Here is a 21,752-nt window from a genome sequence, read left to right as displayed (position 1 = left end):
GAATCTTTACAAGGCGCTTCGGCTTGTCCGGAGCGCCTTATCTCTTTGTTGGTTCCGTTCTTTTGCACATACTCAACCATTATTAAACGCTTTGCGGTGAAGCTGGCCCCATTCCGAAATGGCGCATCACAAGTCGTGCGCGCCCTCCCTGTATGAAGGCCTGTTTTCATGGATGATCTGTTGCGGGAGTTTTTGACGGAGACCAGCGAGAGCCTGGACACCGTCGACAATCAGCTGGTGAAGTTCGAGCAGGAGCCGAACAACGCCAAGATCCTGGATAACATCTTCCGCCTGGTCCACACCATCAAGGGCACGTGCGGCTTCCTCGGCCTGCCGCGGCTTGAAGCGCTGGCACATGCCGGCGAGACGCTGATGGGCAAATTCCGCGACGGCATGCCGGTGACGGGGCAGGCCGTGACGGTGATCCTGTCCTCGATCGACCGCATCAAGGAGATCCTCGCAGGCCTCGAGGCGACCGAAGCCGAGCCCGAGGGCACCGACCGCGATCTCATCGACAAGCTGGAAGCGATGGTTGAGCAGGGCATGGCCGCAATGGCGGCTGGCAGCGCTGCTCCCGTTGCTGAAGCGCCGCCGCTGGTGCCGGAAGCTCCGGCCGAAGCCAAGGCCGCACCTGCCAAAGAGATGACGCAGGGTTCGCTGATCGACCAGACCCTAGAGCGTCCGCTGCGTCCGGGCGAAGTCTCGCTCGACGAGCTCGAGCGCGCCTTCCGCGAGACCGCGATCGAAGCGCCGGCTCCTGTCGCCAAGGCCGAGCCCGCGCCGGCTGCTGAAGCTCCCGCGCCCGCCGCCAAGGAAGCTGCGAAGCCCGCCAAGGAGAAGGCCGCGCCGAAGAAGTCGATGGCCGACGAGGGCGCCGCCGAAGGCGACCGCATCGCCAACCAGTCGATCCGCGTCAACGTGGATACGCTGGAGCATCTGATGACCATGGTCTCCGAGCTGGTCCTGACCCGCAACCAGCTGCTGGAGATCTCCCGCCGCAACGAGGACACCGAGTTCAAGGTGCCGTTGCAGCGCCTGTCCAACGTCACCGCCGAGCTGCAGGAAGGCGTCATGAAGACGCGCATGCAGCCGATCGGCAATGCCTGGCAGAAGCTGCCGCGCATCGTCCGCGATCTGTCGAGCGAACTCGGCAAGCAGATCGAGCTGGAGATGCACGGCGCCGACACCGAGCTCGACCGCCAGGTGCTCGACCTGATCAAGGACCCGCTCACCCACATGGTGCGCAACTCCGCCGACCACGGCCTGGAGACCCCCGCCGAGCGGCTCGCGTCCGGCAAGGGCGAGCAGGGCACCATCCGCCTGTCCGCCTATCACGAGGGCGGTCACATCATCATCTGCATCGCCGACAACGGCCGCGGCCTCAACACCGAGAGGATCAAGGCCAAGGCGATCTCCTCCGGTCTCGTCACCGAGGCCGAGCTCGAGAAGATGAGCGAAGCCCAGATCCACAAGTTCATCTTCGCGCCGGGCTTCTCAACCGCGGCCGCCATCACCTCGGTCTCCGGCCGCGGCGTCGGCATGGACGTGGTGCGCACCAATATCGACCAGATCGGCGGCACCATCGACATCAAGTCGGTGGCCGGCGAGGGCTCCTCCGTCACCATCAAGATCCCGCTGACCTTGGCCATTGTCTCGGCGCTGATCGTCGAGGCCGCCGGCGACCGCTTCGCGATCCCGCAGCTCTCGGTGGTCGAGCTCGTCCGTGCCCGCGCCAACAGCGAGCACCGCATCGAGCGTATCAAGGACACCGCCGTCCTGCGCCTGCGCAACAAGCTGCTGCCGCTGATCCACCTCAAGAAGCTCTTGAAGATCGACGACGGCGCGGCCTCCGATCCCGAGAACGGCTTTATCGTCGTGACCCAGGTCGGCAGCCAGACCTTTGGCATCGTCGTCGACGGCGTGTTCCACACCGAAGAGATCGTGGTCAAGCCGATGTCGACGAAGCTGCGTCACATCGACATGTTCTCCGGCAACACCATTCTGGGCGATGGCGCTGTTATCATGATCATCGATCCCAACGGCATTGCCAAGGCGCTCGGCGCCGCCGGCTCCTCGGCCCATGACATGGGCGACGAGAACGGGGCGCATCACATCGGAAGTGGCGAGCAGACCACCTCGCTCCTCGTCTTCCGCGCCGGCTCCAGCCAGCCCAAGGCAGTCCCGCTCGGGCTCGTCACCCGTCTGGAGGAGCTCCCGGCCGACAAGATCGAGTTCAGCAACGGCCGCTACATGGTGCAGTACCGCGAGCAGCTGATGCCGCTCGTCGCCATGGAGAGCGTCACCATCGCCAGCCAGGGCGCCCAGCCGATCCTGGTGTTTGCGGACGACGGCCGCTCCATGGGCCTCGTCGTCGACGAGATCATCGACATCGTCGAGGAACGGCTCAACATCGAGGTCGGCGGCTCCGCCTCCGGCATCCTCGGCTCGGCCGTGATCAAGGGCCAGGCCACCGAGGTGATCGACGTCGGCCACTTCCTGCCGATGGCGTTCGCCGACTGGTTCACCCGCAAGGAGATGAAGCCGTCGCAGCACTCGCAGTCGGTGTTGCTGGTCGACGACTCGGCCTTCTTCCGCAACATGCTGGCCCCCGTGCTGAAGGCGGCCGGCTACCGCGTCCGCACCGCGCCGACCGCGCAGGAGGGCCTGGCTGCACTGCGTGCGCAGAGCTTCGACGTGGTCCTGACCGACATCGAGATGCCCGACATGAACGGGTTCGAGTTCGCCGAAGTGATCCGCTCCGACACCAATCTGGGCGCGATGCCGATCATCGGCCTGTCCGCGCTGGTGTCGCCGGCGGCGATCGAGCGCGGCCGTCAGGCCGGCTTCCACGACTATGTCGCCAAGTTCGACCGTCCCGGTCTGATCGCGGCGCTGAAGGAACAGACCGCGGGCGCCGCCGGCGCCTCCGAGCTGAGCCGGGCAGCGGCGTAACGGCACTGGGGATCAGGAGATACCGCTATGAGCAACAAGAAGACGCAGATCGGCGAAGGCGCCATGGTCGAATACGTCACCGCGATGATCGGCGGCCAGCTGTTCGGCCTGCCGATCTCCCGCGTCCAGGACGTGTTCATGCCCGAGCGCGTCACCCGCGTTCCCTTGTCCTCGCGCGAGATCGCGGGCGTGCTGAACCTGCGCGGCCGCATCGTCACCGTGGTCGACATGCGCGCCCGGCTCGGCCTGCCCAAGCCCGAGGACGGCAAGACCCCGATGGCGGTCGGCGTCGACCTGCGCGGTGAATCCTACGGCCTCCTGATCGACCAGATCGGCGAAGTGCTGCGGCTTGCCGAGGCCGGCATGGAAGAGAACCCCGTCAACCTCGATCCCCGCATGGCCAAGCTCGCCGGCGGCGTCCACCGCCTCGACGGCCAGCTCATGGTCGTCCTCGACGTCGATCGCGTCCTCGAGCTCGCGCCCGAGATGATGGCGGCCTGATACGGCGGCATCGCCGCCGACGGACTCGCAATTGGAAGTATCCCCACAAGGGGGTAGGAAGCAGAGGTTCACATGCGCACTTGTCTCGTCGTTGATGATTCCAGCGTCATCCGCAAGGTTGCGCGCCGGATCCTGGAGGGCCTCGACTTCCAGATTCTCGAAGCCGAGGACGGTGAGAAGGCACTGGAGGCCTGCAAGCGCGGCTTGCCCGATGCCGTGCTGCTTGACTGGAACATGCCGGTCATGGACGGCTACGAATTCCTTGGCCATCTCCGGCGGATGCCCGGCGGTGACCAGCCCAAGGTGGTGTTCTGCACCACCGAGAACGACGTCGCGCACATCGCCCGTGCGCTGCACGCCGGCGCCAATGAATACATCATGAAGCCCTTCGACAAGGACATCGTGACGGCGAAATTCCAGGAAGTCGGGCTTATCTGAGCGAACATCCGGAGGCTGAACGGATCCTTCGGCGATTGTTTCAACTGAACCGTTTCAGTCTGAGTTGGTGAGTAATGAGTGTTGCGTTCGCAGGTAATTCGACCACGGGTCCGTCGCGCGACGCCGGGCCGCTGCGGGTGATGGTCGTCGACGACTCGGTCGTCATACGCGGTCTGATCTCGCGCTGGATCGGTGCCGAGCATGACATGGAGGTCGCGGCCTCGCTGCGCACCGGGCTCGAGGCGGTCAACCAGCTCGAACGCATCAATCCCGACGTTGCCGTGCTCGACATCGAAATGCCCGAGCTCGACGGCATCTCGGCGCTGCCGCAACTGCTGGCGAAGAAGCGCGATCTCGTCATCATCATGGCCTCGACGCTGACCCGCCGTAACGCGGAGATCAGCTTCAAGGCGCTGTCGCTCGGTGCGGCGGACTACATTCCGAAGCCGGAGTCGACACGCGAAGCGTCGGCCGCGGACATCTTTCATCACGACCTGATCCAGAAGATCCGTCACCTCGGCGCGCGGCTGCGCCGCAGGCCCGCAGTCGCGAGCCCGCCGCTGGCGCCAGCGACCCCGGCTGCACGTGCGCCGGCTGTCGTGCGGCCCGCCGCGCCCGCACCGACCCTGCATGCGCCGTCGTCTGGGGTGCTGTCCACGCGCCCGTTCTCGGCCCACGCACCGAAGGTGCTGTTGATCGGCTCCTCGACCGGCGGTCCGCAGGCGCTGATGGCGCTCGTCACCGAGCTCGGCCCGGTGATCGACCGCTTCCCGGTGCTGATCACCCAGCACATGCCGCCGACCTTCACCACCATTCTCGCCGAGCACCTGGCGCGCGCGAGCCGCAAGCCGGCGGCCGAGGCGGTCGACGGCGAGCCGGTGAAGCCGGGACGGATCTACCTCGCGCCCGGCGGCAAGCACATGCGTGTCGTGCGCAGCGGCGCTGACGCGGCGATCGCGCTCGACGACGGTCCCGCCGTCAATTTCTGCAAGCCCGCGGTCGATCCGCTGTTCACCTCCGCCATCGACATCTGGCACGGTAACATCCTCTCGGTGATCCTGACGGGCATGGGCTCGGACGGCATGCGCGGCGGCAAGGACATCGTCGCCGCCGGCGGCAACGTGATCGCGCAGGACGAAGCCTCCAGTGTGGTCTGGGGCATGCCGGGCGCGGCGGCCAATGCCGGCATCTGCGCGGCGATCCTGCCGCTCAACCAGATCGGCGCCAAGGTCAACCGCCTGTTCGCGGGAGACCGCTCGTGACGCCGGTTGACTACGAATATCTGCGCAAGTTCCTGAAAGAGCGCTCCGGCCTCGATCTCTCCGCCGACAAGCAGTATCTCGTCGAGAGCCGGCTGCTGCCGCTTGCCCGCAAGGCGAGCTTGCCCGGGATTCCCGATCTCGTGCTGAAGATCAGGAACGGCGACGGCCGGCTTGCGACCGACGTGGTCGAAGCGATGACCACCAACGAGACCTTCTTCTACCGCGACAAGATCCCGTTCGATCATCTGCGCGAAACCATCCTGCCGGGCCTGCTCCAGGCGCGCGCGGCGCGCAGGTCGCTCCGCATCTGGTCGGCGGCCTCGTCGACCGGGCAGGAGCCCTATTCGATCGCGATGTGCGTGAAGGAGATGGGCGCGGCCTTCGCCGGCTGGCGCATCGAGATCGTCGCCACCGATCTGTCGCAGGAGGTGCTGGAGAAATCCAGGGCTGGCATCTACAGCCAGTTCGAGGTGCAGCGCGGCCTGCCGATCCAGCACCTGATGAAATACTTCACGCAAGTCGGCGAGCTCTGGCAGCTCAATGCCGACATTCGCGCGATGGTGCAGTTCCGTCAGCTCAATCTGTTGCAGGACTTCTCCCATCTCGGCACGTTCGACGTGATCTTCTGCCGCAACGTTCTGATCTATTTCGACCAGGACACCAAGGCCGTGATCTTCGAGCGCATGGCGAAGGGACTGGAAGCCGACGGTACGCTGCTGCTTGGCGCCGCCGAATCCGTCGTCGGCATCACCGACGCGTTCCGCCCGATCACCGAGCGCCGCGGTCTCTATCAGCTCAATCCCGCGCGCTCCGGCCGTCCGATGGGCGGATTGATGCCGCAGCCGCTGAAAATCGCAGCGGCGAGGTGATTCGCCGAACGACAGGCAATCTCACTGAACGCCGTCGTCGCGAATGATCGGCAACAACTGGCGGATATCGTTCCGTCAGAGTGCGTGACGCTTCACACGCGTTTGAGCATTGCGGATTACTCGACTACCGCGCAATAGAGCTCGTGCCGCGATGCAATGCAATCGCGGCCCTGATCAGCATCTGACGGTTGTGCTATGCTGGCGATGGTCCCGCCGAACCGAGCGGGATTTCATTCCATCATGAATTGTACTGAGGAGGACATACCATGCGAATGTCTTGTGCCTCGTATTTCTTGTTCGCGGCGCTTTCGTTGCCCGCCACTGCTCTCGCTGGCGAGCAGGTCCTCGAATTCAAGCTTGTCACCAAGCCGATGGACTTAAAGGTCACCGAGGTCGCGAACGTCGAAGGTCAGACGGTCATGTCTGGCAAAATGTTTGGCGTTGCCTTCTTCAAGGACGGCCGCGTTGCGGTGAAGGACTTCGTCCACTCCGCCGACCTGATCAAGGGCTCAGGACCCATCTACGGCTACAGCACCTACACCTTCGACGACGGATCCTCGATCACGGCGCGCTACGCCGGCGCGATCAAGGATGGTCGGGCGAAAGGCGAATACACGATCCTGTCGGGCACCGGGGCGTATGCAAACGCGACGGGCACGGGCGGCTTCGAAAGTGCGCAAGCCGGCTTCAAGGGCGCGGGCCTCTACGACGGGAGATTCATCGTCAAGACACCCTGAGTAAGCACGCAAGTCTCTGCGCTCGCGTCCCGTTCCGATGAGGTCGCGAGCGCATTTCACAAAATCCCATGCGGCAGAAACCGCGAGCGGTTGCCGGTGATCGGGCTCTCGTCCTCGCGGATCGACAGGCCGCATGGCTCGTGGTTCACCAGCCAGCTTCCCACCACCACATAGAAGCCCGAGAAATTCGGCAGCGGCGACAGCGCCTGCCGCACGAAACCTTCTGCGCCGTAGGGGCCTGCCTGCTCGTCGAGCGGCGTGCCTCCGGACACCAGCGTGACATTGGCGCCTTCGCGCGACAGCAGCGGCTTGCGGACGTAGGAGCTGCCGAGCTCGGCTGCCCGCGCGTCGTCCTCGAAGAAGGCCGGCAGCAGATTGGGATGGTTCGGAAACATCTCCCAGAGCAGCGGCAAAATGCCCTTGTTGGAGAGCACCGCCTTCCACGGCGGCTCGATCCAGCGTGTCGGCGCACTCATCAGCTTGGCGCCGAAGGCGTCGTGGAACATCCATTCCCAGGGATAGAGCTTGAAGGCGAGCGCGATGTCGCCGTCGTCGAGATCGACGAAGCCGCCAGGCTCGTCGCGCCAGCCGATCTCCTCGATGTCGAGCAGTCTGGTCGAGAGCCCCGCCTGGCGCGCGGTGTCCTCGAGATAAGCGAGCGTGCCGGCGTCTTCCTCGTTGCCGGTGGTGCCGGTGAGATGGACATGGCGGCCTGCGGCAATCTCCTTCCACGCCGCGATCAGCCGCTCGTGGATGGAGTTGAACTGGTCGGCGCGCGCCGGAATGATGCGGCGTTCGATCGCCTGTTCGAGCCAGGTCCATTGAAACACCGCAGCCTCGAAAATCGAGGTCGGCGTATCCGCGTTGTATTCGAGCAGCTTTGCAGGCGACTGTCCGTCGAACTTCAGATCGAGCCGGCCATAGAGGCTGCGGTCGTCGCGCTCCCAGCTCTCGGCGATCAAGCTCCAGAATGCCTCCGGAATCTTCAAGCGTCGCAGATAGCGCTCGTCACCGATCACGCGGCCGGCAAGCTCGATGCACATCGCGTCGATCTCGGCTGTCGGCGTCTCGATGCCGCGCTCGATCTCGTCGAGCGTGAAGGCGTAATAGGCGCTCTCGTCCCAATAGCGTTCGCCGTCGATGGTGTGGAAGGCGAAGCCGCATTGTTCGGCGGTCTGCCGCCAGTCGTCGCGCTCGGGGCAGACGATGCGTCGCATGTTATTTCCTGCGCATGATCTCCGCGCAAACGCGTTCCGCGTTTGTCGCGAGGGAAAATCGGTGGCCGCTTTTCCGGATCATGCGCTAGCCGCCGCCCGAGAAGCCATGGCCGAACGAGCCGAAGCCGCCACGGCTCACGCTGCTGGAGCCTGAGTCCGAAGAGGTGCCCGATGAGGAATGGCTCGAGGAATCGCTGCTGAAGAAGCTCGATCGCGACGACCAGCGCGAGCTGCTGCCGCCCGATGAACTGCTGCTACTGCTGCACGTCGTGGTCGTCTGGCCCGGCACGGCTCCTGGCGAGGGCTCGCAGTGCTGCCGCGGCATCAGCGTGTAGGCGGTGGTGCCGACCGCGATCGTGCCCATCACCAGCAGCGCGACATGGCCGGAGCGCTTCACCGGCGGCCCCGATGGCGGCGCCACGGGCGCCGGCCGGCGCTTGCCGAACTCCTTTTTGGAGGGTTTGGCCATGTCAGTAGATCATGCAGGCGGCGTTCAACAGGCCCGCCGCGAGGGAGGACAGCCCGAGCCAGATCGCCGGCGCAAGCTCGCCTGCGGCAATCCGCGCCGACAGGTTCGGCACCGGGACCTTCACCAGAAAGAGCACGATGATCTGCACGATCAACGCGATGACCGCCCAGATCAGGCAGTCCAGCACATTGGCCGAATGCGCGATCGCGCTGACCAATGGCGCCACGAAGCCGAGCAGGCTGAGACCGAGCGCGATCGCGGCGGCCGGCTCGTTGTCGCGGATGAGCTGGAACTCGTTGTGCGGGGTGATGCGGGTGTAGACGAACAGATACGCCACGATCGCGATCAGGCCGGTGCAGAAATAGACCAGGAAGGCGGGCAGGCCGGCCAGTGATTGCGGGATCATCGTTCCCCCATCGTGCAGCGACCATTCGTCGGCGGGGGGAGGATAGCGGTTCAATGGCGCAAGGACGATGAGGCCGCGTTGGCGTCCCAAAAAACAAAACCCCGCCATTTGCGGCGGGGTCCAGGCTGGGAGGAGCGAGCCCCGGGGGCTCGCGACGTAAACTTAGTGATCAGGCGGGAATGCGCTCTTCGTGCTCGTGCGGCTCGCGCAGCACATAGCCGCGGCCCCACACGGTCTCGATGAAGTTGCGGCCCTCGGAAGCGTTGGCGAGCTTCTTGCGGAGCTTGCAGATGAAGACGTCGATGATCTTCAGCTCGGGCTCGTCCATGCCGCCATAGAGATGGTTGAGGAACATTTCCTTGGTGAGGGTCGTACCCTTGCGGAGCGAGAGGAGCTCCAGCATCTGGTATTCCTTGCCGGTCAGATGCACGCGCTGGCCGCCGACTTCCACCGTCTTGGTGTCGAGGTTGACGACGAGGTCGCCGGTCTGGATGACCGACTGGGCGTGACCCTTGGAGCGGCGCACGATCGCGTGGATGCGGGCCACCAGCTCGTCCTTGTGGAAGGGCTTGGTCATGTAGTCGTCGGCGCCGACGCCGAGACCCTTGACCTTGTCCTCGATGCCGGCGAGGCCGGAGAGGATCAGAATCGGTGTCTTGATCTTGGAGACCCGGAGCTGCTTGAGCACGTCGTAGCCGGACATGTCGGGCAGGTTGAGGTCGAGAAGAATAATGTCGTAATCGTATAACTTACCGAGATCGACGCCTTCTTCCCCCAAATCGGTCGTGTAGACGTTGAAGCTCTCAGACTTCAGCATCAGCTCGATCGACTGCGCGACGGCGCTGTCATCTTCAATCAGCAAAACGCGCATGCCAGTTCCCCATAGTCGCCGCTCCTGGGCGTCAGGTCGGCCGCATTCGCGGCACTCAACAAAACGCCTTTGAACAACTGATTCGGATCCTGACAACAGATGGTTAACAAACTCTGATTCTGGAACGCAAGTCCCCCCGGTGCAATTTTTGTCGAATCGCCCTAAGGTCTTGCGCGCGAAGCAGCTTTCGTCACCCCGTATCGTTCAAGTTCCACTTTAAGAGACGGGCCTAACCGACTCCCGCGACTCAGCCTTCTTCTGAAGGGGAGTCACGCTCAGTCACAAAGACAGTGACGCAATGATTAACGATGCGGGTAAACACGAAGTTAAGCGCCGTTCAGAAATATGGCGAAACTTAAGTCTTTCGCCATGAAGCCCGGGATCGGAGGCGATCACCTTATGAAGGTCCTCTTATTAAAGGCGCGCCCCTGATGAAGGCTCTTGCCGAACAGATCGGCGACATCGACGGCGTCAACATTTATGGCCGTGTGGTCGGCGTTCGCGGCCTGATGGTCGAAGTGGCCGGACCCATTCACGCGATGTCGGTCGGTGCGCGGCTCGTGATCGAAACCGGCGCGAACCGTTCCATTCCCTGCGAGGTGATCGGCTTCTCCGGCAACAACGCTGTCGTGATGCCGTTCGCCGGCCTGGACGGGGTGCGCCGCGGCTGCAAGGCCGTCATCGCCAATGCGGCCAATCAAGTGCGTCCGTCGTCGGCCTGGCTCGGCCGCGTCGTCAACGCGCTGGGCGAGCCGATCGACGGCAAGGGGCCATTGCCGCAGGGCCCGGCGCCGATGCCATACCGCAATTCGCCGCCGCCGGCGCATTCGCGCAAGCGCGTCGGCGCCCCGCTCGATCTCGGCGTGCGTGCGATGAACACGTTCCTCACCTGCTGCCGCGGCCAGCGCATGGGCATTTTCGCAGGGTCCGGCGTCGGCAAATCGGTGCTGCTGTCGATGCTCGCGCGCAACGTCGATGCCGCGGTCAGCGTCATCGGGCTGATCGGCGAACGCGGCCGCGAGGTCCAGGAATTTTTGCAGGACGATCTCGGCGAGGAGGGCCTGGCGCGCTCGGTCGTGGTGGTCGCGACCTCGGACGAGCCGGCGCTGATGCGGCGCCAGGCCGCCTATCTGACGCTCGCGGTGGCCGAATATTTCCGCGACGAGGACAAGGACGTGCTGTGCCTGATGGACTCGGTGACGCGCTTCGCCATGGCCCAGCGCGAGATCGGCCTGTCCGCCGGCGAGCCGCCGACCGCCAAGGGCTATACGCCGACCGTGTTCACCGAGCTGCCGAAGCTTCTGGAGCGCGCGGGGCCGGGCCTGGGCGAGGGGGCGATCACCGCGATCTTCACGGTGCTGGTCGACGGCGACGACCATAACGAGCCGATTGCGGATGCCGTCCGCGGCATCCTCGACGGCCATATCGTGATGCAGCGCTCGATCGCAGAGCGCGGCCGCTACCCCGCCATCAACATCCTCAAATCCGTCTCCCGCACCATGCCGAAATCGGCCGATCCGCAGTTCTGGCCGACCATCCAGCGGGCCCGCCAGGTGATGGCGACCTATGCCGACATGGAGGAATTGATCCGGCTCGGGGCCTACCGGGCCGGCTCCAGCCCCGAGGTGGACGAGGCGATCCGGCTGCACGAGCCGCTGGAGGCGTTCCTTCGCCAGCGCAAGGACGAAAATGCATCACTGGCGGACGGCTACCGCCAGTTGGCGCAAATCCTCGGTGATTTGGAAACGGAACGCTAACTTTGTCAGGTCATCATCCGCTCTCACAGAGTAGCAGAGCCGGTCTTGGCCTCAATCGGGCCTGTGGGGAGACCGGTGACGTCCCACGTGCAGCCAGGGGACTTCTGGGGAGTATGAGTCGATGAAGTCACGTGATACCCTCATCCGCCTGAAGAAATTTCAGGTCGACGAGAAGCGCCGCCGGGTCACCCAGATCGAGACCATGATCGCCGACTTCCAGCGGATGTCGACCGATCTTGAACGCGAGATCACGACCGAGCAGGAGCGTGCCGGGATCAACGATCCCTCGCACTTCGCTTATCCGACCTATGCCAAGGCCGCGATTCAGCGCCGTGAGAACCTGACCCGCTCGGCCGACGAACTGAAGGGCCAGCTCGACGAAGCCAAGGCCGCGCTGGCCGAAGCCTTCGAGGAACTGAAGAAGGTCGAGCTCCTCGACGAGCGTGACCAGGCCCGCGAGCGCGCCGAAGAAAACGCCCGCGAGCAGGCCGACCTCGACAGCATCGGCCTGATGCGCGCCCGCATCGGCGCCGTCGCCTGACGACGCAGCCAGCGGTCCAACAGCCGAGAATTCGTCGAACCCGGACCCGCAAGGTCCGGGTTTCGCGTTTGCTATCCACAGTGTGGCGCGCCGCCCCTTGGTGATGGGCTTTGCCGCGCGCTATGGTAGCGGAGTGCCAGGGCCTGCGCCGAACGCGACAGGCCGTGTGTGGGGGGCTGAATGCTGACGCCAGCAGAGCTGGTCGGGCTGATTGAGGCGGTCGCCAGGGGCGATCAGGCCGCGTTCGAGCGCCTCTACGTCGCCACGCGCGCGAAACTCTACGGCGTTGTGCTCCGTATCTTGCGCCGACAGGATCTCGCAGAGGAGGTCATTCAGGAGACCTACGTCAAGATCTGGAACGGCGCCGGCCAGTTCAATCCGGCCTTGTCGTCACCGATCACATGGATGGCATCGATCGCGCGCAACCGCGCCATCGACATCGTGCGCAAGAAGACGGAAGTCTCTATTGAGGAAGAGCCGCAGGCAATGGAAGTCGCTGCCGACAGCCCCGATCCGCTGGCGCGGAGGGAGATGACCGAGGAGTTGAAGCGGCTCCTGGAATGCATCGGCCGGCTCGAGCCGGATCGTCAGAGGCTCGTGCTTCTCGCCTATTACAACGGCTGGAGCCGCGAGCAATTGGCGGAAAAATTCGCCGCGCCCGTCAACACGGTGAAGACGTGGCTCCGGCGCAGCATGTTGGATATCCGCGAGTGCCTCGGACTATGAGGGCTCGCATTGTGAGGGTGGTTCTGGACTGGAAGTGATGGCCTACACGGAGGACCATATCGCGCTCGCCGCGGAATATGCGCTCGGTACGCTCGACGCCGATGAGCGCGCGCAGGTCGAGACCATGATGGCCGTGGACAAGGCGTTCGCCGATGTCGTGCAGGCCTGGGCTTACCGGCTCGGCGTCCTCAACCAGATGGTCGGCTCGGTCGAGCCGCGTCCGATCGTGTGGGAGAACATCCGGTCCGAGCTTGCGCGGACGGACTTTGCGCAGGAGACGCCTGCGCCGGAAGCTTCGCCGCCGCCGCCACCTGTGCCCGAGTCCTCCTCGATCGAAGCTGCACCGCCTGAGCTGGCGCCGGACGCCGTGCCGCAATCGGAGCTGCAGCCTTCCGAAGCAGAGCAGCCCGGGACGGCGCGGCCGGCACCCGATGCGCTTCCCGACATCGCGCCGATATTCATGCCGCAGGTCCATGCACCCGATCCTGACGTCGCGCGCGCGCCGCCGGCGCCGGTCGCCGACAACAGCAATGTCATCCGGCTCGAGGGCCGCGTGAAACGCTGGCGCACGATCGCCTCCGCGGTGGGCGCGCTTGCGGCTGCACTGCTGGTGACGCTGTCGCTTCAGATCTTCCAGCCCGATGCGCTGCCGGGCGGCTTGCGCCCGGCGCCGCGCATCCAGACGGTGGAAGTGAAGACGCCGGCGGCGCCGCTCACGGCTGCTGCGCAATATGTCGCGCTGTTGCAGGGCCAGGGCGGCGGTCCCGCCTTCATCCTCACCGTCGACGGCGCGACGCGGAATTTCACCGTGCGCAAGGTGGGCGCGACTCCGGAGGCCGGCAAGAGCTTCGAGCTCTGGCTGATCTCCGACAAGCTGCCGCGTCCGCGCTCGCTCGGCGTGATCGGCGCGGGCGATTTCACCGCGCGCCCGGTGCTCGGCTCCTTCGATCCCGAGGTCGTCAACGGTGCGACCTACGCCGTCACCGTCGAGCAGGCCGGCGGCTCGCCCAACGGCCAGCCGACCTCGGCTCCGGTGTTTTCCGGCAAGCTGATCGAGACCGTGCCGCCGTCTCAGCCGCAGGCGCCCGCGAAGAAGTAGGTGTCGTGGCGCCGTAGCCCGGATGGAGCGCACACGGCGCTCGACCGTCGCCAAGGTCCGTCCAGCCGTCGCACCCCGACAAGTCCCGCCGAATCCACTCCCGCGTTGAACCTCCCCGCAATCCACGGCGTCAAATGCCCGGAATTTGCAGTCGGCGTCGCACATCATGGCGCCGGAAAAGGGGCTAGAAGTCAGATGGATGCAGCTAAGACGCCGGGCATCTTCGTCCACCAATATGCGGGCCTTCCGCATGGTCCGGCCTTCGAACATTGGCGCGAGCGGGCCTTCGGTCCCTGCGGTCTCGACGTCGGGCCGAGCCATGGCGACAGCATCGATTGCCGGCTCCAGGTCAGCGTGGTCGACAATATCGCGTTGGCAATTCCCGAAGGTGCCTCCGCGCAATATTCGCGCACGCAGAGCCATCTTGCCGACGGCAGCGACGATCTGGTCCTGATCGCCGCGCATGCGGGTCTTGTCCGCGTCGGGCAGAACGGCCACACCGTCGAGCTTGCGCCCGCGCAGATGGTGCTCATCGACATGGGCGTCACCGGCACCGTCGGCCACACCCAGGAAGATCGCTTCACCAGCATCCGCATGCCGCGCCGCGCGCTGCTCGACATCAATCCGCGTGCCGAGGACAAGCTGTCGCAAGTGCTCTCGGATGGCGCGGTGGCCGAGACGATCTTCCGCTACCACGCACTCGCCGCCAATCACGCGCCGCATCTCGACGCCGTCGGCCAGCGCCTGACCGCGCAGCACGTGATCGATCTCGTCGGTCTGCTGCTCGGCACCGATGCGGAGCATGCAAGCCTCGCGCGCGGTCGCGGACATGCGGCGGCCCGTCTCGATCTCATGCGTGCCGACGTGATGGCCGCGCTCGGCCGCAACGATCTCTGCCTGTCCGAGATCGCGACGCGCTCAGGGCTCAGCCCGCGCCAGGCGCAACGCTTGTTCGAGCAGGCCGGCACGACCTTCACCGAATTCGTGCTGGAGCAGCGCCTGGTGCTGGCGCGCAAGCTGCTCGGCGATCCCCGCGCGAGGGCGCGCAAGATCAGTGACATCGCGCATTCCTCGGGTTTCTCCGACCTGTCCTATTTCAACCGCGCCTTCCGCAAGCGTTTCGGCGCGACGCCATCGGAGCTGCGCGAGACCTGAGCCGCGATTTTATGCAGCGGAGCGGCGCCGCCGCAGTTGGTCGATCCGGTCGAATGAGCTATATCTGCCTGCGCGGGCAGGCCGCCGGAATTCTTGGACAAAGCAGTAAACGGACATGGCGCGTATCGTCGTGCTCGGCGCGGGGTTTGCGGGTCTATGGGCGGCCATCGGCGCCGCGCGCAAGCGCGACGAGATCGGCGCGGCCGGCCGTGACGTCGAGATCCGTGTCGTCGATCGCAATCCCTATCACAACATCCGGGTGCGCAATTACGAGGCCGACCTTAGCGAGGTCGCACTGCCGTTGCCGCAACTGCTCGATCCGATCGGCGTCACTCATGGCATTGGCGAGGTCGAAGCCATCGACCCGGCACGGCGCGAGATTTCTCTCGTCACGAGCGGGGGCGAGGAGACGCTGAGCTACGACCGCCTGGTGCTGGCGCTCGGCAGCGAAGTGATGCGTCCCGCCATCCCCGGCCTTGCCGAGCATGCTTTCGATGTCGATACCTATGCCGCCGCGCTCATCCTCGAAAATCATCTCGTCTCGCTCGGACACAGCGCGCCCTCGCCGGGGCGCTCGACTGTCGTGGTGGTCGGCGCCGGATTCACCGGCATCGAGGTGGCGGCCGAGATGCCGGACAGGCTGGCGCGCGTCGGCATCACCGGCAGCCGCCGCATCGTCCTGGTCGATCCCAACCCTGCGGTCGGCGCCACCATCGGCGCGCATGCGCGTCCCGTCATCGAGACGGCATTGGCCTCGCTCGACGTCGAGACGCGGCTTGGCGTGCGCGTCGTGTCCGTCGAGGCCGCCGGCATGCACCTGAGCTCGGGCGAGTTCATCCCGGCGCAAACCGTGATCTGGTGCGCCGGGATGCGCGCGAGCCGGCTGGCCGAGAGCTTCGCGGGCGCGCGCGATCGCCTCGGCCGCCTGCTGGTCGATCCTTTCATGCGGGTGGCCGATGTGCCGGGCGTGTTCGCCGCCGGCGACGTCGCCTCGAGCGTGGTCGATGGACTGCACCCGACGGTGATGTCCTGCCAGTTCGCCCGTCCCATGGGCCGCTTCGCCGGTCACAACGTCGTAGCCGATCTGGCGGGCCTGCCGATGCTGCCGCTGCGCATCGATTGTTACGTGACCGTGCTCGACCTCGGCGGCTGGGGCGCGCTCTATACCGAAGGGTGGGATCGCGAGGTTCGCACCACTGGCGCGGCCGCAAAGGCGACCAAGCAGACCATCAACTGCAAGCGCATCTACCCGCCGCTCACCGGTAGCAAGGCCGAGCTCTTCGCTGCGGCAGCACCGACGGTCCAGGCGCCGCCGCCGACTTATGGGGCGCGGTAGATTTTGATCGGGGCTGGTTGGAGGATCGCGGCTGTGCCAATTGCTCCGTCATTGCGAGCGTAGCGAAGCAATCCAGAATCTTTCCGCGGCGACAGTCTGGATTGCTTCGCTACGCTCGCAATGACGAGGTACCCCAGACATGAGAAAGCGCCCGTGGGGGGCGGGCGCTTTCCGTAGTCGACTTGGGGTTGGGGTCGTCTACATATCCACGTGGCGACTTTGGGGGGCTGGTAAAGAGCCGCGTGAATTCACAAAACTCGTCAAATCTCCTTATCGAACGAGGGATGCGTTCGAGCTGGTGATAACAACCGGCTTGCCGGCCTTGATGACGCGGGCGGTCTGGGTCAGACCTTCGTCCGAACCCGTGCGCGCCGCCGTGATGCCGAAGCCTGCCACCGCGATGCCGGCGACGAGGGCTACGACCACGATTTTCAAGTGGGTCGAGCGATCGGCGCTGTAAATCGAGTGGTTCATGGAAGGCTCCTGCCGCCATCTACCCGAAGTAGTCGCTACCCTGTTGGGGGAGGTTCATGCTTCCGGTCCCCAACAACCTAGTATTGGGGGGATTCGTTCCCAAGGGGCGATCACAAGAGCGTGACAGGACGTGAAAGATCGCGATCGAAAGCGACCCCTCAATCGTGCGATTATATAATTATTTCAAAGGTGTAATGTGCTTGCGAGGCGCCTTGTTTGCATTTGGTCGACAAGGCGCCAGGAACTCAAAAACCATTTGCCTGTGGCCCAAAAACATACGGCTTCTTAAGGCAAATCAGATGCTTCCGACCGTTTTCAATCTCGCCCTGGGGTGGATTTCAGCCTGCGACAGCACCGTCGTCTGGGCCCGGAACCGCTCGACGAGGGAGCGTACGAAGGGACGAATTGCCGCAGACGTGACCAGCACCGGCGCCTCGCCTTCGCGCGCGGCGCGCTCGAAGGCCTCGCGCACGCCGGTCATGAATTCCGACAGCTTCGAGGGCTGCATCGCGAGGCTGCGTTCCTCGCCCTGGCCGATGATGGATTCGGCGAAGGCCTGTTCCCACCGCGCCGACAGCGCGATCAGCGGCAGATAGCCGCTGTAGGAGGTGTTCTGCGCGCAGATCTGCCGCGCGAGGCGGGCGCGGACATGCTCGACCATGGTCGCGGGATTGCGCGAGAAGGCGAGCGAGTCGGCGATGCCTTCCAGGATGGTCGAGAGGTCGCGGATCGAGATGCGCTCGGCGAGCAGCAGCTGCAGCACGCGCTGGATGCCGGAGACCGTGACCTGGCCCGGCACGATGTCCTTGACCAGTTCGCCCTGCTCCTTCGGCAGCTCCTTGAGCAGCTTCTGCACCTCGCCATAGGAGAGCAGGTCCGACATGTTGGCCTTGAGCAGCTCGGTGAGGTGGGTCGAGAGCACGGTCGCGGCGTCGACGACGGTGTAGCCCTTGAGCGAGGCTTCTTCCTTGAGGCTGGCATCGACCCAGGTTGCGGGCAGGCCGAAGGTCGGCTCGGTGGTGTGGATGCCGGGCACCTGCACCTGGCTGCCGCCGGGGTCCATGACCATGAACTGGTTCGGCCAGATCTTGCCGGTGCCGGCGTCGACCTCCTTGATCTTGATGATGTAGGTGTTGGCTTCGAGCTGGACGTTGTCGAGGATACGCACCGCGGGCATCACAAAGCCCATCTCGATGGCGAGCGAACGGCGCAGCGCCTTGATCTGCTCAGTGAGGCGGTCGGTGCCATCAGGCCCGTTGACGAGCGGCAGTAGCGCATAGCCGAGCTCGATCTTGAGATCGTCGATCTTGAGCGCGGCGGAGATCGGCTCTTCGGCCGCAGCGGCGCCAGGTGAACCCGGCGTTCCCGGAGCGGATGCGGTCTTTGCAACTTCGTCAGCCCTGGCAGTCGCCCGGTTGCGGTTGCGGGCGTGCCAGGCGAGCGCACCGGCGCCGCCGCCGAGCGCTAGGAAGGGGATGGTCGGGATACCCGGCAGCGCCGCCAGCACCAGCATGACCGCCGCGGACATCGCCAGCGCCTGCGGATAGCCGGAGAACTGTTTCATCAGCGCCTTGTCGGCGGCGCCGGACACGCCGGCCTTGGAGACGAGCAGGCCGGCCGCGGTCGAAACGATCAGCGCCGGCACCTGGGTGACGAGGCCGTCACCAACGGTCAGCAGCGTGTAGCTGCGCCCGGCATCGGCGAAGGAGAGGCCCTGCTGCGCGACACCGATGATCATGCCGCCGACGATGTTGATGAAGACGATCAAAAGGCCCGCGATGGCATCGCCGCGGACGAATTTGGAGGCACCGTCCATGGCGCCGAAGAAGCCGCTCTCGTCCTCGAGGTCCTTGCGCCGCTGCTTGGCGACCTTCTCGTCGATCAGGCCGGCGGAGAGATCGGCGTCGATCGCCATCTGCTTGCCGGGCATGGCGTCGAGGTGGAAGCGGGCGGCGACTTCGGCGATACGGCCCGAACCCTTGGTGATGACGACGAAGTTGACGATGATCAGGATGGCGAAGACGATGATACCGATGACGAAATTGCCGCCCATCACGAAGCTGCCGAAGGCTTCGATGACGTGACCGGCGGCATCCGTGCCCTCGTGCCCGTGCGACAGGATCAGGCGGGTCGAGGCCATGTTCAGCGACAGGCGCAGCATGGTCGAGATCAGGAGGACGGTCGGGAAGGCGGAGAATTCCAGCGGCGCCTGGATGAACAGCGACGTCATCAGGATCAGGATCGAGAGCGTGATCGAGATCGCTAGGAACAGGTCGAGCACGATCGCGGGCAGCGGCAGGATCAGCACCACCAGGATGGTGAGGACGCCGAGTGCCAGCGCGATATCGCCGCGCTTGAGGATGTTGCCGATCTCGGTGAGGGTCGGGAAGCCGGCGTTCGTGCTGCCTACGCCCTGTCCCGCGGTGACGTCGACCATGGTAGCTGCTCCCCCGCGCGACTGCCGTCCGCGCGCCCCAAATGTCTGCGCGGCGGCCGAAGGGCCGCCGTTTCGAAAGTGAGGCACCGCACTGGCGTCCACGGGGGACCTCCCGTTCTACGCGGCTGACGACACTCGACTTCACCCGGCAATTCTTGCCGGGTGTATGGTTAGCAAAGGGTTAACGCAGGGTGCGGCAGGAGGTCAGACCGGGGTGTTTCGGGCACCTGGCAGGGACGAAGTCGTCATGCCCGGGCTTGTCCCGCCTGCGCGGCCGAAGCCGTGGATGGCCGGGACGAGCCCGGCCATGACGCTGTGGAAGCGTTTGGCGCCGAAATCAGCTGCGGAGGACGTAGCCCTACTTCGCCTTCTGCATCGTCGTCACGGTATACCCCGAAGCCGCCTCCTCGGCCTCGAAGGTCACCTTGTCGCCGACCTTCACCTGCTTGAGCAAAGCGGGGTCCTTGACGCGATAGACCATGGTCATGGGCTCATCCATGCCGAGGCTTTTCGCCGGTCCGTGCTTGAGCGTGATCTTGCCGGCGCCCTCGTCGATCTTCTTGACCTCGCCGCTGATCGCGGCGCCCTGGGCCGCGAAGGCTTCGGCGGCAAGGCCGACGGTCAGCGCCAGCGCTGCGGCGATACGGATGGTGCGGTTCATGGGAGTCTTCCTTGTTACTTCACGGTGACGTGGCCGACCATGCCGTAGTCGCGGTGGTCGGGAATCAGGCAGGAGAATTCGAACGTGCCGGCCTTGCTGAACTTCCAGAGGATCTCGGCCGTCTTGTTCGGTGCGAGCCGGACACCGTTGGGATCGTCGTGCTCCATGTGCGGATGCTTCTTCATCTCCACGGCATGCGCGAGATTCTCCTTCGTCGTGGCGAGCAGGAATTCATGGTCCTCCTTGCCGACGTTGCGCAGCACGAAACGAATCTGCTCTCCGCGTTTGACCTCGATCCTGGCGGGCGCGTAGTCCATCTCGTTCAGCAGGACCTCGATCGTGCGCGCGGGCTTCCTGGGATCGCCGGGCTCGCCGGCCGAAAAGGTCCCGTGCCCGTGCTGGTCGTGGGCAAACGCCGGTGCGATCGAAAGTGCAGCCAGCGCAAGTCCGAGTTTGATCGTCTTCTTCATCTTGTTCTCCAGTTGGTGGTTCATCGAAACGCTCACATCTTCATGTTCTTCATCGGCGCGCCTTGCTGCCGCGCCGGCTCTGCGGCCGGCGGCGTGACCTCGTAGGCGACGGTGCCTTGCGGGAATTTGTAGGGGCCGGGATCGCGATAATCGTCGCGCGCGAGGTCCTCGCGGATCTTCATCACGGTGAACATGCCGCCCATCTCGATCGGCCCGAACTGACCGGTGCCGGTCATCATCGGCAGCGTGTTGTCGGGCGCGGGCATCTCCATGTTGCCCATGGCCATGCCGGTCGAGCCCATCGCCATGGCATCGGGCGCGAGCTTGCCGACCGCCCTGGCGAGATCCTTGCGCGACACGCCGATCAGGTTACGCACCTCGTGCCCCATTGCGTTCATGGTGTGATGTGACTTGTGGCAGTGGAACGCCCAGTCGCCGGGATTGTCGGCGAGCACGTCGAACACCCGTACCGCGCCCACGGGTACATCGGTGGTCGTCTCCGGATATTGCGCGCTCTCCGGAATCCAGCCGCCATCGGTGCAGGTCACCGCAAAGCTGTGGCCGTGCAGGTGGATCGGATGGTTGGTCATGCTGAGATTGCCGATGCGCACGCGCACCTTGTCGCCGAGCCTGACCGGCAAGGGATCGATGCCGGGAAACACCCGCGAATTCCAGGTCCACATGTTGAAGTCGGTCATCTCGTTGACCTGCGGCAGGTATGTGCCGGGATCGACGCGATAGGTGCTCATCACGAAGACGAAGTCGCGGTCGACCGGCCGGAAGCTTTGATCGCGCGGATGCACGACGACCATGCCCATCATGCCCATCGCCATCTGCACCATCTCGTCGGAATGCGGGTGGTACATGAAGGTCCCGCTCTTCTTCATCTCGAACTCGTAGACGAAGGTTTTTCCCGGCTGGATGTGCGGCTGCGTCAGTCCGCCGACACCGTCCATGCCGCTGGGAATGATCATGCCGTGCCAGTGCACGGTGGTGTATTCGGGCAGTCTGTTGGTGACGAAGACGCGGACCTTGTCGCCTTCGACCGTCTCGATGGTCGGACCCGGCGACTGGCCGTTATAGCCCCACAAATTCACTTTCATGCCTTCGGCGAACTCGCGCACCACGGGTTCGGCGACGAGGTGGAATTCCTTCCAGTCGCCGTTCATGCGGAACGGCAGCGACCAGCCGTTCAGCGTGACCACGGGGCGATAGTCCGGGCCGCTGATCGGATGCAGCGGCGGCTGCATCACCACCTTGTCCATGTGAGGCGCTTCCGGAATGGACGCGGCCTGCACACGGCCGCTGACGGCTGACGCGCTGGCAAGCGCGGCGGTGCCCAAAAATCCTCGGCGGGAATACATGTTGGCCTCC

Annotated in this window: 21 protein-coding genes; 12 read left to right on the top strand and 9 right to left on the bottom strand. The window is 64.9% G+C overall.

Annotation, left to right across the window (positions count from 1 at the left end):
• Positions 1 to 168 precede the first annotated feature (168 nt).
• The 6 genes from ACVJ5M_RS40070 (at position 169) to ACVJ5M_RS40045 (ending at position 6,759) form a co-directional block, all read left to right on the top strand.
• Positions 169 to 2,952 carry a hybrid sensor histidine kinase/response regulator gene (locus ACVJ5M_RS40070; RefSeq protein ID WP_231144255.1) on the top strand — a complete coding sequence of 928 codons (2,784 nt, stop codon included), beginning with the start codon at positions 169 to 171 and terminating at the stop codon, positions 2,950 to 2,952.
• Positions 2,953 to 2,979: 27 nt separating this feature from the next.
• Positions 2,980 to 3,453, top strand: coding sequence for a chemotaxis protein CheW (locus ACVJ5M_RS40065; RefSeq protein ID WP_063979738.1), 474 nt, complete (start codon positions 2,980 to 2,982; stop codon positions 3,451 to 3,453).
• A 72-nt stretch (positions 3,454 to 3,525) separates the two neighbouring features.
• Entirely contained in the window at positions 3,526 to 3,891 is a 366-nt protein-coding gene (locus tag ACVJ5M_RS40060) for a response regulator (protein ID WP_007600538.1), read from the top strand.
• Positions 3,892 to 3,965: 74 nt separating this feature from the next.
• Entirely contained in the window at positions 3,966 to 5,153 is a 1,188-nt protein-coding gene (locus ACVJ5M_RS40055) for a protein-glutamate methylesterase/protein-glutamine glutaminase (protein WP_063979739.1), read from the top strand.
• Positions 5,150 to 6,022, top strand: coding sequence for a CheR family methyltransferase (locus ACVJ5M_RS40050; protein ID WP_063979740.1), 873 nt, complete (start codon positions 5,150 to 5,152; stop codon positions 6,020 to 6,022). The genes ACVJ5M_RS40055 and ACVJ5M_RS40050 overlap by 4 nt, the downstream gene beginning before the upstream one ends.
• A gap of 293 nt (positions 6,023 to 6,315) precedes the next feature.
• Complete coding sequence (locus ACVJ5M_RS40045; protein WP_231144256.1) at positions 6,316 to 6,759, top strand: hypothetical protein; 444 nt, start codon at positions 6,316 to 6,318, stop codon at positions 6,757 to 6,759.
• A gap of 56 nt (positions 6,760 to 6,815) precedes the next feature.
• Here the strand turns inward: ACVJ5M_RS40045 and ACVJ5M_RS40040 are convergent, their stop codons facing one another.
• From ACVJ5M_RS40040 to ctrA, 4 genes are all read right to left on the bottom strand, one after another.
• Positions 6,816 to 7,976, bottom strand: coding sequence for a glutathionylspermidine synthase family protein (locus ACVJ5M_RS40040; protein ID WP_231144257.1), 1,161 nt, complete (start codon positions 7,974 to 7,976; stop codon positions 6,816 to 6,818).
• Positions 7,977 to 8,061: 85 nt separating this feature from the next.
• Positions 8,062 to 8,445, bottom strand: a complete 384-nt coding sequence (locus ACVJ5M_RS40035; RefSeq protein ID WP_063985398.1) for a hypothetical protein — start codon at positions 8,443 to 8,445, stop codon at positions 8,062 to 8,064.
• A gap of 1 nt (position 8,446) precedes the next feature.
• Positions 8,447 to 8,851 carry a DUF350 domain-containing protein gene (locus tag ACVJ5M_RS40030; protein WP_354099885.1) on the bottom strand — a complete coding sequence of 135 codons (405 nt, stop codon included), beginning with the start codon at positions 8,849 to 8,851 and terminating at the stop codon, positions 8,447 to 8,449.
• Positions 8,852 to 9,020: 169 nt separating this feature from the next.
• A complete protein-coding gene (gene ctrA, locus ACVJ5M_RS40025; protein WP_008138878.1) occupies positions 9,021 to 9,722 on the bottom strand; it encodes a response regulator transcription factor CtrA in 702 nt (233 codons plus the stop codon).
• A 431-nt stretch (positions 9,723 to 10,153) separates the two neighbouring features.
• On the opposite strand from ctrA, the gene fliI reads away from it, so the two are divergent.
• From fliI to ACVJ5M_RS39995, 6 genes are all read left to right on the top strand, one after another.
• On the top strand, positions 10,154 to 11,479 hold the full coding sequence (gene fliI, locus ACVJ5M_RS40020) for a flagellar protein export ATPase FliI (RefSeq protein ID WP_038936482.1): 1,326 nt from the start codon (positions 10,154 to 10,156) through the stop codon (positions 11,477 to 11,479).
• Positions 11,480 to 11,600: 121 nt separating this feature from the next.
• Positions 11,601 to 12,020 (top strand): flagellar export protein FliJ, encoded by a 420-nt coding sequence (gene fliJ, locus ACVJ5M_RS40015; RefSeq protein WP_008138882.1) that lies wholly within the window; start codon positions 11,601 to 11,603, stop codon positions 12,018 to 12,020.
• A gap of 180 nt (positions 12,021 to 12,200) precedes the next feature.
• Entirely contained in the window at positions 12,201 to 12,746 is a 546-nt protein-coding gene (locus ACVJ5M_RS40010; protein ID WP_063985397.1) for a sigma-70 family RNA polymerase sigma factor, read from the top strand.
• A 37-nt stretch (positions 12,747 to 12,783) separates the two neighbouring features.
• The gene (locus tag ACVJ5M_RS40005) at positions 12,784 to 13,845 is read left to right on the top strand and encodes an anti-sigma factor (protein WP_063985396.1); all 1,062 of its coding nucleotides are present in this window, start codon (positions 12,784 to 12,786) and stop codon (positions 13,843 to 13,845) included.
• A 195-nt stretch (positions 13,846 to 14,040) separates the two neighbouring features.
• Positions 14,041 to 15,000 (top strand): helix-turn-helix transcriptional regulator, encoded by a 960-nt coding sequence (locus tag ACVJ5M_RS40000; protein ID WP_063985395.1) that lies wholly within the window; start codon positions 14,041 to 14,043, stop codon positions 14,998 to 15,000.
• Positions 15,001 to 15,115: 115 nt separating this feature from the next.
• Entirely contained in the window at positions 15,116 to 16,336 is a 1,221-nt protein-coding gene (locus ACVJ5M_RS39995; RefSeq protein WP_231144259.1) for an NAD(P)/FAD-dependent oxidoreductase, read from the top strand.
• A 270-nt stretch (positions 16,337 to 16,606) separates the two neighbouring features.
• Here ACVJ5M_RS39995 and ACVJ5M_RS39990 read toward each other — a convergent pair whose 3' ends face one another.
• From ACVJ5M_RS39990 to ACVJ5M_RS39970, 5 genes are all read right to left on the bottom strand, one after another.
• Positions 16,607 to 16,810, bottom strand: a complete 204-nt coding sequence (locus ACVJ5M_RS39990; RefSeq protein WP_014497685.1) for a hypothetical protein — start codon at positions 16,808 to 16,810, stop codon at positions 16,607 to 16,609.
• Positions 16,811 to 17,105: 295 nt separating this feature from the next.
• Complete coding sequence (gene flhA, locus ACVJ5M_RS39985) at positions 17,106 to 19,247, bottom strand: flagellar biosynthesis protein FlhA (protein ID WP_063985393.1); 2,142 nt, start codon at positions 19,245 to 19,247, stop codon at positions 17,106 to 17,108.
• 358 nt (positions 19,248 to 19,605) lie between these two features.
• Positions 19,606 to 19,908: a copper-binding protein gene (locus ACVJ5M_RS39980; RefSeq protein ID WP_028158911.1), complete on the bottom strand. Its 303-nt coding sequence runs from the start codon at positions 19,906 to 19,908 to the stop codon at positions 19,606 to 19,608.
• 14 nt (positions 19,909 to 19,922) lie between these two features.
• Positions 19,923 to 20,378: a cupredoxin domain-containing protein gene (locus tag ACVJ5M_RS39975; RefSeq protein WP_063986677.1), complete on the bottom strand. Its 456-nt coding sequence runs from the start codon at positions 20,376 to 20,378 to the stop codon at positions 19,923 to 19,925.
• Between the two features lie 32 nt (positions 20,379 to 20,410).
• Positions 20,411 to 21,742: a copper oxidase gene (locus tag ACVJ5M_RS39970; protein ID WP_283018465.1), complete on the bottom strand. Its 1,332-nt coding sequence runs from the start codon at positions 21,740 to 21,742 to the stop codon at positions 20,411 to 20,413.
• Positions 21,743 to 21,752 lie beyond the last annotated feature (10 nt).

Source organism: Bradyrhizobium sp. S3.7.6, assembly GCF_054061875.1.
Note: the sequence above shows the minus strand (reverse complement) of the source record. Positions and strands in the feature narration are given on the sequence as shown.